Origin of the sequence: Agromyces sp. NPDC057865 (assembly GCF_042796995.1) — a bacterium.
Lineage (GTDB): Bacteria > Actinomycetota > Actinomycetes > Actinomycetales > Microbacteriaceae > Agromyces.
This window is the reverse complement of the sequence record NZ_JBHVMJ010000001.1, coordinates 1,004,782-1,017,834: the sequence shown is the minus strand read 5'-3', so window position 1 is coordinate 1,017,834 and position 13,053 is coordinate 1,004,782. Positions and strand designations below refer to the sequence as shown.

The following is a 13,053-nucleotide window of genomic DNA, read 5'->3' as shown; positions in this document are numbered from 1 at the left end:
ACCCTCGAGCCCTGCGATCGGGGCGGGCCGTCGTTCAGAAGCCCCCGCCGTCGCCACCCCCGAAGCCACCACCGTCGAACCCGCCGCCCCCGTCGAACCCGCCACCGCCGTCGAATCCCCCGGCCGTGCCGCCGTCGAACCCGCCGAGCCCGGGCGTCCCTCCCCAGCTGTTCCCGTAGTAGTAGGCGCCGACCCAACCGCGGTAGTCGCCCACGAGGGGAACGCCGAAGCGGCTGTCGTCGCCCATCCAAGGGGCCTTCGCGCCGACCCGGAGTGGTTGCGAGAGCTCCGTCGTCACCACGGCAAGGCAGGACACCAATCGGTCGGCCGTGAATGGGTCGTTCGAGCGATACCACGCCGGCGCGCCGTCGGAGCCCTCGGCCACCTCGGCGACACGCCGGATCGTTCCCTGCTCGTCGAACAGCACTGCCCAGGGGAGCACCTGCTCACCGGACGCGAGCGTCGGCACCTCCGCCGTCGCGACGATCTCACGCTGTTGGTTCGCTCGCTCACGCAGCAGGAGTCCTGCCGCGTTGAGCGGGATCCATCGCGGAAGCAGCAGCCGCAACCCGAGCGCGACGGCCCCGATGACGATCGCACTCCAGGCGATCGACCTCGAATCGGCACTCACCCCGAGCGAGATGAACCCGAAGACGATCCCGAGGATGCTGCCGATCGACGCCGCTCGGAAGCGAGCAGTCGGACGCGGCTCTCGGTACCACCCGATCGCCTCCCGGAACCGGTCGCTCGTGTGCGCGGCGAGCAATCCGTTCTTCGTCACGACGCGGTCCACGTCGACGCTGGTGCCGGGCGCCGGATCCCGCCGCTCGCCCGTCATGCCGGGTTCGAACACCGCCGCGACGACGCCGCTCTCGCTGTCGAACGAACCCTGGGTTGCGAGCACCCCAGCTGCCGCGCGCTCGGCCTCGGCATTCGCCGTGCCGAAGACGAGCCGCACGTCCTTCGAACGGCGGCCCATCCCGTCGGTTCCGTCCGAAGAATCGGTCACGGGGCGCCGATCGTCGATCGTGATGACCCGGTCGCATGCCAGTTGTACAACGGTCGCGGCAAGCCACCGCCGCGAGGCCGTGCCCGACGCGAACCCCACCGACATCAGTCCGGCCGTCTTCGGGTCGGTGACCTCGATCAGGCCGCTCGGCTCGGGCGCGCGGAGCCAGGCGACGATGAGCGACCCTACGCTGACGGCCGCGACGACGCTCGCGAGAAGTGCGAAGATCGGCAGCAGCGCCGGCCCGAGCGTGGACGACGATACCGCGTACGAAAAATCCCCTGCGCCGGCGAAGCCCAGATGCCCTGCCGCCTGGTGCAGCGCCGGGACCAGCACGCATCCCATGACCGCACGCTACTCCCGCGCACGCCCCGCAGGCATGGATGGAACCGCGCATTCCGGTCGCGCCCTCCGCCCCAATTCGAGGGTCGATCTCAGCCGTCGGATGCCGCCGCAAACCGCGCAGACGCGAGAGAATCGCCGCATGGCCGCGAACGCGGAGTCGCCTGGCGGGGCGGAGGCCGGCGCGAACACGGGAGCAGACGCCGACATCCGCGCCGAGCTCGCACGCGTCATCGATACCATGCCGCTCGTCGACCACCACGCGCACAGCCTGCTGCGCCCGCCGCTCGCCGAGCACGACCTGCTCGACGCGCTCACACAGGCCGAGCACGCGACCGACCGCACCGCGATCTTCGACAGCCAGCTCGGCTTCGCCCTGCGCCGGTTCTGCGCCCCGACCCTCGGTCTGACTCCCTACGCGAATGCCGCGGACTACCTCGCCGCCCGCGAGCGGCTCGGCTTCGACGAGGCCACCCGCCGGCTCCTTCGCGCCTCCGGCATCCGCGCGTACCTCGTCGACGACGGCCACGCGCCCGAGCGGCTGATCTCCGACGCGCAGCTCGCCGAGCTCGCGGGCCACGGAGACGACGGCAGCCCCGTCGTCCGCATCCACCGCATCGTGCGCCTCGAGACGCTGGCCGAGTCGGTCATGGCGGATGCCGCGTCGGGCGCCGACTTCGTCGAACGGCTCCCCGTGGCGCTCGAGTCCGCCGCGGCGAGCGCGGTCGGGTTCAAGACCGTCGCCGCGTACCGGTGCGGACTCGCGCTCGACCCCGCGAAGCCCGCGCGCGCAGAGCTGGCGGAGGCCGCCGACGCATGGCACGCGGCGAGCCGGCGCGGCGGCGGGGCATCCGTGCGCCTCGAAGACCCCGTCATCATCAGGCACCTCGCGTGGTGGGCGCTCGAGCACGGCGACAACGGTGGCCCGGCCGTGCTGCAGGTGCACGTCGGATTCGGCGACCCCGACCTGCGGCTCGACCGCGCCGACCCGTTCCGGCTGCAGCCGTTCATCGCCGCGACGCAGGCCACGGGCGGGCGCATCGCGCTGCTGCACTGCCACCCGTACCTGCGCGAGGCGGGCATGCTCGCGCACCTCTACCCGCACGTGTACCTCGACGCGGGTCTCGCGCTCGCCCACGTCGGCGCGAACGCCGACATCCTCGTGCGCGAGTCGCTCGACCTCGCGCCGTTCGCGAAGGTGCTCTTCTCGACCGACGCGTGGGGCGTGCCCGAGCGCGTGCTGCTCGGCGCCGCCGTGTGGCGCGATGCGACGACCCGTGTGCTCGCCGGCTACGTCGCCGAGCACGGCTGGCCGGTCGACGAGGCGATCCGCGTCGCCGAGCTCATCGCGTGGCGCAACGCCGACGCGCTCTACGGGCGGGGGTTCCTCGAGCGCTGAGGGTTCGCCCGACTGCGACCGGACACGGCCGGATGCCGCATCCGCCGCCACCGCGTCAACCCCCGTGCCGCGAGCGCCCGGCGTGGTTAGCCTGCCGATACACACCGGGCCCGAGACCCGAGGGCCCGGAGAGAGGACGAACCGATGACCCTCGCACGCGACCTCATGACGCCCGACCCCACGTGCGTGAAGGAGCACCAGACCCTGGTGGACGCCGCCCGCATGATGCGGGATCTCGACGTCGGCGCCCTGCCGATCTGCGGCGACGACGACCGGCTCAAGGGCATGCTCACCGACCGCGACATCGTCGTGAAGTGCGTCGCCGACGGCGGCGACCCTGGGAGCGTCACGGCGGGAAGCCTCGCCGAGGGCAAGCCGCTCACGATCGGTGCCGACGACGACGTCCGCGAGGCGCTCGAGGTGATGCAGGAGTACCAGGTGCGTCGCCTGCCCGTGATCGACGGGCACGACCTCGTCGGCATCATCGCCCAGGCCGACATCGCGCGTGAGCTCTCGGCCACCGAGACCGCCGAGACCGTCGCCGAGATCTCCGAAGACTGACGGCGCGACCACGATTCGACCGCCGCACCCCGGACCACATCCATCACGAAGGAGCGACCATGACCGACTCGAACCTCCACGACGACATCCAGCCCGTTCCCGACGACACCGAGCGGGCCCCCGGCAAGACCGGGACCGGCGGCAGCCAGAGCGACGACGACCGCGTGGCCGCGGACGGACCGACCGACGAGCCCGGCCAGGTCGGGGCCGACACCCCGGGCGCACCGACGAGCGCCGAACCGATGACCGACTCCACCGAGGGCGGCCTCGAGGGCGGCGACCCCGGCGTCGAAGAATAGCCTCTCCGAAAGCCCGGCCGGGACGCGTCCTGCCTCCCGGCCGCAGCGTGTCACCGGGTCGGCGGTCCCGCCTCCACCGCGGCGGTCTCGACCGCGTCGTTCGCGTCGAGCTCGCGGGCGAGCCGGTCAGCGGATGCCGCGTCCCGCATCGTGATCGCGACCTGAACACCTGAGCCGGGCGCACCCGACTCCGCAGCTCGAGGACGGTCCACCTGGTCGCGCTTCGGCCGACCGGAACCGAGGTACGCCTCGTCGGCGATCCGATCCTGGAACTCGGTGATCAGGTCGGCCACATACGCCAACGTGTCGACGATGGCCTGGCCGAGGTCGTCGGGCGGAGCTTCGCCGTCCCATCTCGGCGGCCGATCGCGCACCGCGCGCTTCCCTGCCCCGTCTCGCAGCTGCACGATCACGCGTGCGTCGGTGCCGCTCATGATGGCCTCCCCGGATCGCTCGGAGTGCTCCTTGCGCTCAGGCTCACCGTACCTGTCACAAATCGGGCCCCTCCGGCGTCGTATGGGTGAAGGACGTTCGAGGAGCACGCATGCGAAACCACTCCACCACCGACCGCCTCGCCGCACGTCTCGGGGCGGTCACCATCTTCGGCCGACGCCTCGCCGACGTCAGGGCGGAAGCCCGCCGGAGGCGCATCCCGAGCCACTGGACGAACCTCTTCGGCATCGTCACCCTCGCGTGCATCGTGGTCGTGACGCTCACCGGCCTGTGGTTGATGTTCTTCTACGCGCCCTCGAGCGAGGCCGTCACGTACTCGGGCGGCTACGCGCCACTGCAGGGCGCCGAGGTGTCGAAGGCGTTCGCGTCGACCATGGCGATCACGTTCGACGTTCCCGGCGGCCTCCTCATCCGGCAGGCGCACCACTGGGCCGCGCTGCTCCTGCCCGCCGCGATCATCATGCAGCTGCTGACGACGTTCTTCACCGGCGCGTTCCGCCGCCCCCGCCGCGGCATGTGGGTGCTGCTGTTCCTGGTGTTCGTGACCGCGCTCGCGGCCGGCTGGAGCGGCTACGCCCTGCCCGACGACCTGCTCTCGAGCACCGGCCTGCGGATCACCGAGGGCATCGCGCTCGGCATACCGGTCATCGGCACCTGGCTCGCGACGCTGTTGTTCGGAGGATCGTTCCCGGGCGAGATCATCGAGCACCTGTACCCACTGCACGTCGCGGTCTTCCCGGCCGTGCTCATCGCACTCGTCGTCCTGCGGGGCGTCGCCGCGTGGCGGCACGGACCGCCGCAGTTCCCCGGACGCGGCCGCACCGAGCGGAACGTCGTCGGCATCCCGCTGCTCCCGAACGCGGCCGCCCGCGCCGGCGGGCTGTTCCTCATGGTCACGGCGCTCCTCCTGCTCGTGGCCGCGACCGTGACCGTGAGCCCGATCTGGCTCTACGGCCCCGCCGATCCCGCGGCCGCCGGCGCCGGCAGCCAGCCCGACTGGTACACGGGCTTCCTCGACGGGGCGCTCCGACTCGTGCCGCCCGACTGGGAGTTCGTCTGGCTCGGCCGCACCTGGACGCTTGCGATCCTCGTGCCGCTCGCCGTCGTCGGCGCCTACTTGCTCGCCGTCGTCGCGTACCCGTTCGTCGAAGAGTGGATCACGGGCGACCACCGCGACCACCACCTCCTCGACCGTCCGCGCAACACGGCGACCCGCACGGGCATCGGCGTCGCCGGGATCGTGTTCTACGGCGTCCTCTGGCTCGCCGCGAGCGCCGACCTCATCGCGACGCAGTTCTCGGTGAGCCTCGAGACCGTGATCACCGGGCAGCAGGCCGCGCTCCTGCTCGGCCCGATCATCGCGTTCTCGGTCGCTCGGCGCCTCTGCCTGGGCCTCCAGCGCAAGGACCGCGACGCCCTTCTGCACGGCTTCGAGACCGGCCGCATCGTCCGCCTTCCGGGCGGCGAGTACGTCGAGGTGCACCAGCTCCTGAGCGAGTCCGAGCGCGCCCGCGTCGCGGTGACGGATGCCCCGCGCCCCGCGCAGCTCCGCCCGAACGCGCGCGGCGCGCTCACGCTCGCCGAGCGGCTGCGGGTGCGCCTCTCACGGTTCTACTTCGCGGATCGCATCGAGCCGGCGCCGGAGCTTGAAGCATCGGCTCCCGAAGATCAGGCCGGTTCGCCGACCCCGACTGCGCCGAGGTGATCGTCATGGCCGGCCGGCTCGGCCGCCACGCGCCGATGCGAGAGGAAGAGGAGGAGGCCCACCGAGGCTCCGATGAGCGCGCACCACGCCAGGTTCTCGCGGACATCGCCGATTCCGCTGATCACGAGGAACGGGTATGGCACGAGCAGCGGTGTCAGCAGCCCGACGATGATCGCCGGAACAGCTCGCGGCGCACGCGAGCGGTCGACGAGCAACACGACCACGACCGACGACGCCGTTGCGAGCGCACCCGGAATCGCCCAGATCACCGAACCGGACACGACCTGGAGGGCGCCGAGGGGCGGCGGGTCGATCGCGACCACGACCGCGGACTGGACGGCGGCGATCATTTCCACGACCAGCCCGGCGAGTACGGCGACGACTGCGAGCGGAATGCGCGGCGCGGATCTCCTCCTGCGTGGACGACTCGAACCACGACGAACGGCAATCGCCGATAACAGGCTGAGGAACATCGCTTGCGCCGCGACGAGCGCGCCGAGGGTCAAGGCGTCGCTCGAGCGTCCAATCACGAACATGGCGGCGGCTACCGCGCAGGCGGTGATTCCCGCGAGGACGACGTGGGGAAGCCACGGCAGGCCGAGGCCGTAGACGACGAGCGCGAGCAGCGCAGCGACGACGAACACGATCGCGCCGGCGAGCTGTGCGCTCACGTAGTCGTACTGCACGCTCGGTCCACCCGAACTCCGAACGACCATGGGTACGACCACGGCGATCGAGGCCGACCCGCCAGCCACGAGCGGTGCGAGCACGAGCTCAGCAGGGTCGCGCGGCATCCGTTCACGAACCATTCCGGTCCTCTCCTGCGCCGGACGTTGTCGGCCGGCACGCTGAAGGCGCGGTGCTCGTCGCCGCGCCTTCGATGAGGATACGGTCACGCGTCGCATGGAGGCGTGACCGACGCTTGTGTGGGGAACGGAATCGAAGTGTTCGCGCGCGCTCAGTCGCGCGGCGTGCGGTGACCGCCGCCGAGGTCGAGGTCGTCGCCGGCCTCGAGGTCGGGGCCGTCGCTCTCGGTGATGTTCGCGCCCTCCCAGAACGGGTCGACGCCGAGCTCGCGGTCGTGCTCGGCCTTCAGGCGCGCCTGCTCGCTCGCACTGTCGGCGAACTTCCGCTCGTCGGGCGGGTTCGGGACGGGGCCGCCGTCGCGGCCCGAGGTGTCGCTCATGTCGCCTCCTCGGTCGATGCGCCCACCGTAACCCGCGAGGCGATCAGCCGCACGGGGTTGCGCCCCGCGCGGCCGCGCCGCACTGACGATGGGTCAGTGGGCGGGCCGGATCGGCGTGGAGGTGCGACCGTCGTGCCACAGCTGGGCGAGCTGCTGCAGCAGGCCGGGACGGTGGGCGCGCACTGCGCGCTCGGCACGGTCGGCGCGGCGGTCGGCGGCGTTGCGGCGGTGCTCGTTCACGCGGGCGGCGACGAGCTCGTCGTGGGTCTGCAGCGTCTGGGCGATGTAGCCGGCTGCGAGGTTCATGATCATTCCATTCGATGTGCGAGGGCGGAGGTCGCCGTCTGCATTCAGGTTCTTCGCTGAGGTGGTCGGTTCGGATCGGGCGATCGCCCTATCTTCCGAACCCATCGGTGGGCGGGGTGCCTTACCGGGAGATCGTGGGCGTGCGGCGGTACCCGTCGCGGCCGAACTGGACGACGGCCGAGGCGATCGCGGTGGCGGCGAGGAGTCCGAGCATGAGCATGGTGGCGAACATTCGTGCACCTCCCTTCGAGTGAGTCCTGTGCGGGCGGATTCCCGCTGCACACCACACTCCTCTCGAAGCCGTCTCGGCGAATCCGCGTGCCATACGGATATTCGCGCCGCCCACTACCCAGGTTCCGGCCGGCACCTACTGAGACCATCACCACTCGAATCGAGGCTGGATGTCGATCTGCACGACCTCCCGTTCGACGTCGGAGTGAGGGCGGCTCTACGGCGTCCCCGGACGAGAGGCTGAGCAATGACCCAGTACTTCCTGACCATGCCCCACGACACGGCGACCGAGCCGACGATGGAGTCCATGCAGGAGTTCGACCCCGAGGCGCTCGCTGCGGTCATGGCCGCCGTCGAGGCCTTCAACACCGCGCTCAAGGACTCGGGCGCGTGGCTCTTCGCGGGTGGCCTGCACCCGCCGTCGACCGCGAAGACCGTCGACACGTCGTCGGGCGAGCCGCGCGTGCTCGACGAGCCGTTCGTCGAGGCGCCCGCCTACGTCGGCGGCTTCTGGGTGATCGAGGCGCCCGACGAGGCTGCGGCGATCGAGTGGGCGACCCAGGCGTCGCGAGCGGTGCAGACGCCCATCGAGGTGCGCGCGCTACAGGAGCCGCCCGAGCCGTAGCCACTCGGCCACTCCGCCACGTCGGCACTTCGGCACTTCGGCACTTCGGCACTTCGAAACTCCGCGACTCCGCCACTCCGCCACTCCGGAACTTCGGAACGTCGGCACCGCATCCGCGCACGAGACGCACGAGGGGCCGAGCGCACCAGCGCCCGGCCCCTCGCCGCGACCGCAGTCGCGATCCAGCGAACCTACTTAACAATCACCTTCACCGGCTTCGACGCCGTCTCGCCGTTCGCGTTCGCGAACACCGCGACGAGCGTGTGCTCACCGGATGCCACGCCGCTGAGCTTGACCGACGCCGCCTGCGCGCCCGGCGTGGCCGCCGTCAGCGACCCCGACCCGACCACGACGCCGTCGAGCTCGATCCGGTACGACGTCGCGTTCGTGCCCCACCACAGGTTCGCGGTCGCGGTGAACGACGACGCGCCCTTCTTCTGATCGGTGCTGACGACGGGCGCGCCCGGCGCGGCATCCGTCACCTTGACCGTCGTCGACGTGGTGGCCGTCGTTCCGTTCGCGTTGATCAGCTCGCCCGTGTAGACGTAGGTGCCGTTGGGCTTGCCCTCGAACGAGACGCCCGAGGTCTGCGACAGGCCGGCCGTGTCGTCCAGCACGCGCGTCGACACGAGCGCGCCGTTCTCGTAGAGCCGGAAGATCGTGCCCGGCGTGCCCCACCACAGGTTCATGACCACGTCGTAGTTGCCGTCGTGCAGGCCGTACTCCCAGCCGCTCGTGTTCGAGAGCGTGCCCGTGCCGGGCGCGGTCGTCGCCGACGACGCCGGAACCACGAGGAGCTGCGACGACGCCGTCGAGGTCAGCCCGGCGTGGTTCGTCCCGGTCACCTCGACCGTGACGTCGCCCGCGATGCCGAGCCCGGCGAGGTCCACGAGGCCCGCGGCGTCGACCGCGACACCGCCGATCGTCACCAACTGCGAGCGTATGCCGCTCTCGGCATCTTCGATCGCGATGCCGAGCTGCAGCGGGGCATCCGACACGACCGTGCCCGACGGCAGGCCCGAGATCACCGGCGCCGTCTCGTCGAGGCCGGGCGCACCCACGTAGGCGATGGAGGCCGCGGGCGGCTCCGCCATGTCCGCGCCGATGAAGTACGACGGGTTCGGCGGCTGGTTGTACGCCGAGTTCTGCCCGGCGACGCCGACGCGGTATTGCGAGTCGTGCATCAGCGTCGGGATGCGCGCGTCCGTGGCATCCGTCGTCGTGTAGATGCGGATGGCGTTGCCGTCGGCCGTGCGCACGGCGAGCTCTTCGCGCCAGTCGCCGAACAGGTCGGCCTGGATCACGGGGTTGCCCTTCGTGGTGTTGTTCGTCAGCGTGCCGTCGAGACGCAGGAGCAGGTCCTCCGACTTCGTCGCGGGGTTCCACTTCGAGATCGTCGGCACGCCAGACGCGTTCGCCTCGGAGTAGTCGTGATCGGTGATCTCGCGGGTGAGGTCGCCGTCCCACCAGGTGACGAAGTTCGCCGCCGGGATGTCGGTCGAGAGCACCTCGCCGGATGCCGCGTTGAGCGTGCCGACCGGCGAGTTCCACGCGTAGTCGCCGCCGATGTTCCACGCCTCGGCGCCCGGGTGCGACGGGTCGATGTCGGCGGCGGTGCCGCGTCCGGTGTCCTTGCTGCCCGAGTTCGACCAGAGGATCTCGCCGGTCTCGGCGTCGCGCATCGTCGCGATCTTGCCGCCGTTGCCGCTCGGCGTCTCGTGCACCGCGTAGACCTCGAGGCCCGCGCGGTCGGTGACGAAGTCGCCCACGTGCAGCGCGTCGCCGTGCAGGAGGCGCGTGTTGTAGAGCGGCGTGCCGTCGTCGTCGATGGTCATCGAGCCGAACACGATCTCGTCGAGGCCGTCGCGGTCGACGTCGGCGGGCACGAACTGGTGGTTGCCCTGGCCCTCGTAGGTCGATCCGGCCTGGTTCGAGTCGAAGGTCCAGCGCTCGACGAGCTGCCCGTCGACGAGGTCCCACGCCACGATCACGGTGCGCGTGTAGTAGCCGCGGCTGGTGACGAGCGAGGGGTGCTCGCCGTCGAGGTACGCGACGCCCGCGAGGAAGCGGTCGACGCGGTTGCCGTACGTGTCGCCCCAGGCGCCGACCGACCCGCGGCCGGGCTTGTAGTCGACCGTGTCGATCGCCGCACCAGTCGTGCCATCGAAGACCGTGAGGTACTCGGGCCCGCTCAGGATGTAGCCGCTCGAGTTGCGGTAGTCGGCGTTCGGGTTGCCGATCACGGTGCCGGCGGCGTCGACCGTGCCGTCGGCCGTCTTGAAGGCGACCTCCGAGCGCCCGTCACCGTCGAAGTCGAACACCTCGAGCTGCGTGTAGTGCGCGCCGGCGCGGATGTTCACGCCCAGGTCGATGCGCCACAGGCTCGTGCCGTCGAACTCGACCGCCTCGGCGTAGACCTTGCCGGTGTAGCCCGACTGCGAGTTGTCCTTCGAGATCGACGGGTTCCACAGGAACACGAGCTCGTACTCGCCGTCGCCGTCGACGTCGCCGACCGTGCCGTCGCCCGGCCAGTACGTGACCGTCTGGCCGTCGGGCAGCGTCGCCGGTGCCGGCTTGTCCAGCGGGATGTCGAGGTACTGCTGGTCCCACACGGTCACGTCATCGGCGACGGTGATCTCGCGATCGCCCTGGAGCGCGGTGATGAGGTAGGTCGACTCGGTCGTGCCCTCGTCGTCGACGAGGTTCGTCGCGCCCGTGATCGGCTCGTCGTTGACCTTCTCGCCGTCGCGGTAGACATTGAACCCGAGGTCGCGCGGGTCGAGGCCGAGCAGGCGCCAGCCGAGGTACACGCCCTCGTCGGTCTTCACGGCCACGGGGGCGCGGTCCAGGTACTCCGCCTGGCGCACGAGCGTCGTCGCCACCGCGGTCACATAGGTCTCGGATGCCGCGGACGCCCCGCCCGCGTTCAGCGCCACGAGCTGGTACAGATACGGCCGCGTGGTGAGCACGTCGGTGTCGGTGAACGTCGGCTCGGTCGTGGTGGCGATCTGCTCGAACGGCAGGTCGGCCCGCACCGAGCGGTACACCTTCCACTGCACGGCGTCGCCCGCGTCGGTCCAGCTCAGCGTGACGCTGTTGCGGTCGATCGCGGCGGTTGCGATGCCGGTCGGGGTCACGGGCTTCGCCACGTCGGGGTCGACGACGGATGCCGCGAACCGCTCGCCCGGCTTCGACACGCGTGCGTCCTTCACGGTCGCCACGGCGTAGTCGTAGCTCTCGCCGAGGGCCACGCCCGTGTCGGTGAAGCTCGTCGTCGCGGCATCCGCCACCCGGCCGATCTCGGCGAGCTCGCCGCCCGGTGCCGAACGGAAGATCGCGTAGCCCGTGGCATCCGCCACCGGCTGCCAGCCGAGCTCGATGGTCTCGTTCACCGCGTCGATGTCGGTGGCTTGCAGGCCGGCCGGCGCAGGCAGCGGGGTCTGCACCCGGATACCGTTGACGCGCCCATCGCCGCCCGTGACGCGGATGTTCAGCTGCCCGTCGGCGACCGCGACGGCTGGGAAGTACGCCTCGTGGATGACGCCAGTGCTCGTGCGCGGACCCGCGTACGCCGTGCCCTCGATGTCGAAGTTCGTGCCGTTGCCCGCGATGAGGTCGCCGGCCCACGTCGTGACCTCGTAGGTGCCGTTCGGCACGTCGACCGCGAAGGCCTGGTTGTTCGCGATGGTGAAGTCGCGGCCGACGGTGTTGTCGCCGCCGCGGTCGCGGAACCCGGCGGTAGGCGGCGCGACCGTGAAGCCGTAGCCGCGGGTCGCGTTGTAGGTGGTGCCGGGGTTGATGCCGAGCCAGCCCGGCACGACCGGCGTGCTCGGTCCCCCGAAGTCGAAGCTGTAGTCGACGGATGCCGCGGGCTCGGCCGCCGCGGCGGGTGAGGCGGTGAGCGCGGCGCCCGCAACGAGTGCGGCGCCGGTGAGCGCGGCGATGATCGGCCGCGCGCGGCCATGTCGGACGTCTGGACCCACTGGATCTCCTTCGATCGTGATGCGTGGTGGTGCTCTGTGGTGGGTGCAGCGTCCGTGCTCGCCGCGTGAGGCGGTCGGGAAAGCGATTTCCCAACCGGTCGCGTCCATCCTCGCCCGCGCGGCAGCTGCGGTCAAGCAGTGTGTCGCCCGCGGTCGTCGCGTGGCGTCGTGGCGTTGTGGCGTTGTGGCGCTCGACTGCCGCAGGTCATCGTTGACGGGACGACGACGCGAGGAGGAGTCTGACCCCATGACCGAGTCCACTCGCGAGTCCTGGCGCGTCGTCGACGAATACCTCGCCGCGACGCTGCTCGACGACGACCCCACGCTGACCGAGGCGCATGCCGATGCGCTCGCGGCGGGCCTTCCTCCGATCGACGTCACGCCGCTCACCGGCAAGCTGCTGCACCTGCTGGCGCGGATGACCCGGGCTCGCCGTGTGCTCGAGATCGGCACGCTCGGCGGATACTCGACCATCTGGCTCGCCCGCGGCATCCCTCACGATGGAAGCGTGGTGACGCTCGAGCTCGAGCAGCTGCATGCCGAGGTGGCTCGCGCCAACCTCGAGCGCGCCGGGGTGTCGGACAAGGTCGAGATCTTCGTCGGGCGTGCCGCGGACTCGCTGCCGCGCATCGCCGAGCGCGGTGACGAGCCGTTCGACCTGGTGTTCATCGATGCCGACAAGGAGTCGAGCGCGCTCTACGTGGACTGGGCGATCCGGCTGGGGCATCCGGGCACCGTCATCGTCGTCGACAACGTCGTGCGCGCCGGCGAGATCGCCGTTCGCGACACCGACGACCCCATGGTGATCGGCAGCCGGCGGGCGCTCGAGCTCCTCCGAAGCGACCCTCGGGTGGATGCCACGGCCCTGCAGACCGTCGGTTCGAAGGGGTGGGACGGGTTCGCGGTCGCGATCGTCGTGTAGGTCATTCGGCAGAGCATTTCGGCCCTCGCCGC

Annotated in this window: 12 protein-coding genes; 6 read left to right on the top strand and 6 right to left on the bottom strand. The window is 71.0% G+C overall.

All coding sequences use genetic code 11. The features are described from left to right. Positions 1–34 precede the first annotated feature (34 nt). Positions 35–1,354, bottom strand: coding sequence for a hypothetical protein (locus tag ACFVN5_RS04765; RefSeq protein ID WP_376953615.1), 1,320 nt, complete (start codon positions 1,352–1,354; stop codon positions 35–37). Between the two features lie 139 nt (positions 1,355–1,493). Here ACFVN5_RS04765 and ACFVN5_RS04760 point away from each other — a divergent pair, with 139 nt between their 5' ends. The 3 genes from ACFVN5_RS04760 to ACFVN5_RS04750 all read left to right on the top strand — a co-directional run bounded on the left by ACFVN5_RS04760 (position 1,494) and on the right by ACFVN5_RS04750 (position 3,610). After that, positions 1,494–2,750: an amidohydrolase gene (locus ACFVN5_RS04760; RefSeq protein ID WP_376953613.1), complete on the top strand. Its 1,257-nt coding sequence runs from the start codon at positions 1,494–1,496 to the stop codon at positions 2,748–2,750. Positions 2,751–2,894: 144 nt separating this feature from the next. Then, on the top strand, positions 2,895–3,311 hold the full coding sequence (locus ACFVN5_RS04755) for a CBS domain-containing protein (protein ID WP_376953611.1): 417 nt from the start codon (positions 2,895–2,897) through the stop codon (positions 3,309–3,311). Between the two features lie 59 nt (positions 3,312–3,370). After that, positions 3,371–3,610 (top strand): hypothetical protein, encoded by a 240-nt coding sequence (locus tag ACFVN5_RS04750; RefSeq protein ID WP_376953609.1) that lies wholly within the window; start codon positions 3,371–3,373, stop codon positions 3,608–3,610. A gap of 50 nt (positions 3,611–3,660) precedes the next feature. Here the strand turns inward: ACFVN5_RS04750 and ACFVN5_RS04745 are convergent, their stop codons facing one another. Further along, entirely contained in the window at positions 3,661–4,044 is a 384-nt protein-coding gene (locus ACFVN5_RS04745) for a hypothetical protein (protein ID WP_376953607.1), read from the bottom strand. A 110-nt stretch (positions 4,045–4,154) separates the two neighbouring features. Here ACFVN5_RS04745 and ACFVN5_RS04740 point away from each other — a divergent pair, with 110 nt between their 5' ends. Next, entirely contained in the window at positions 4,155–5,768 is a 1,614-nt protein-coding gene (locus ACFVN5_RS04740) for a cytochrome bc complex cytochrome b subunit (protein WP_376953605.1), read from the top strand. Here the strand turns inward: ACFVN5_RS04740 and ACFVN5_RS04735 are convergent. From ACFVN5_RS04735 to ACFVN5_RS04725, 3 genes are all read right to left on the bottom strand, one after another. After that, complete coding sequence (locus ACFVN5_RS04735; RefSeq protein ID WP_376953603.1) at positions 5,732–6,538, bottom strand: hypothetical protein; 807 nt, start codon at positions 6,536–6,538, stop codon at positions 5,732–5,734. The genes ACFVN5_RS04740 and ACFVN5_RS04735 overlap by 37 nt on opposite strands. Positions 6,539–6,726: 188 nt before the next feature. Next, positions 6,727–6,954 (bottom strand): hypothetical protein, encoded by a 228-nt coding sequence (locus tag ACFVN5_RS04730; RefSeq protein WP_376953602.1) that lies wholly within the window; start codon positions 6,952–6,954, stop codon positions 6,727–6,729. A 93-nt stretch (positions 6,955–7,047) separates the two neighbouring features. After that, positions 7,048–7,260, bottom strand: coding sequence for a hypothetical protein (locus ACFVN5_RS04725; RefSeq protein WP_376953599.1), 213 nt, complete (start codon positions 7,258–7,260; stop codon positions 7,048–7,050). A gap of 478 nt (positions 7,261–7,738) precedes the next feature. On the opposite strand from ACFVN5_RS04725, the gene ACFVN5_RS04720 reads away from it, so the two are divergent. After that, on the top strand, positions 7,739–8,116 hold the full coding sequence (locus ACFVN5_RS04720) for a YciI family protein (protein ID WP_376953597.1): 378 nt from the start codon (positions 7,739–7,741) through the stop codon (positions 8,114–8,116). Between the two features lie 191 nt (positions 8,117–8,307). On the opposite strand, the gene ACFVN5_RS04715 is transcribed toward ACFVN5_RS04720, so the two are convergent. After that, the gene (locus ACFVN5_RS04715; RefSeq protein ID WP_376953595.1) at positions 8,308–12,099 is read right to left on the bottom strand and encodes a hypothetical protein; all 3,792 of its coding nucleotides are present in this window, start codon (positions 12,097–12,099) and stop codon (positions 8,308–8,310) included. 247 nt (positions 12,100–12,346) lie between these two features. On the opposite strand from ACFVN5_RS04715, the gene ACFVN5_RS04710 reads away from it, so the two are divergent. After that, positions 12,347–13,021 (top strand): O-methyltransferase, encoded by a 675-nt coding sequence (locus ACFVN5_RS04710; protein WP_376953593.1) that lies wholly within the window; start codon positions 12,347–12,349, stop codon positions 13,019–13,021. The last annotated feature ends 32 nt before the right edge of the window (positions 13,022–13,053 follow it).

Bases quoted from the DNA above. Each gene is read 5' to 3' on its own strand.
- ACFVN5_RS04765 (WP_376953615.1), bottom strand. From the start codon at position 1,354: ATGGGATGCGTGCTGGTCCCGGCGCTGCACCAGGCGGCAGGGCATCTG.
- ACFVN5_RS04760 (WP_376953613.1), top strand. From the start codon at position 1,494: ATGGCCGCGAACGCGGAGTCGCCTGGCGGGGCGGAGGCCGGCGCGAAC.
- ACFVN5_RS04755 (WP_376953611.1), top strand. From the start codon at position 2,895: ATGACCCTCGCACGCGACCTCATGACGCCCGACCCCACGTGCGTGAAG.
- ACFVN5_RS04750 (WP_376953609.1), top strand. From the start codon at position 3,371: ATGACCGACTCGAACCTCCACGACGACATCCAGCCCGTTCCCGACGAC.
- ACFVN5_RS04745 (WP_376953607.1), bottom strand. From the start codon at position 4,044: ATGAGCGGCACCGACGCACGCGTGATCGTGCAGCTGCGAGACGGGGCA.
- ACFVN5_RS04740 (WP_376953605.1), top strand. From the start codon at position 4,155: ATGCGAAACCACTCCACCACCGACCGCCTCGCCGCACGTCTCGGGGCG.
- ACFVN5_RS04730 (WP_376953602.1), bottom strand. From the start codon at position 6,954: ATGAGCGACACCTCGGGCCGCGACGGCGGCCCCGTCCCGAACCCGCCC.
- ACFVN5_RS04725 (WP_376953599.1), bottom strand. From the start codon at position 7,260: ATGAACCTCGCAGCCGGCTACATCGCCCAGACGCTGCAGACCCACGAC.
- ACFVN5_RS04720 (WP_376953597.1), top strand. From the start codon at position 7,739: ATGACCCAGTACTTCCTGACCATGCCCCACGACACGGCGACCGAGCCG.
- ACFVN5_RS04710 (WP_376953593.1), top strand. From the start codon at position 12,347: ATGACCGAGTCCACTCGCGAGTCCTGGCGCGTCGTCGACGAATACCTC.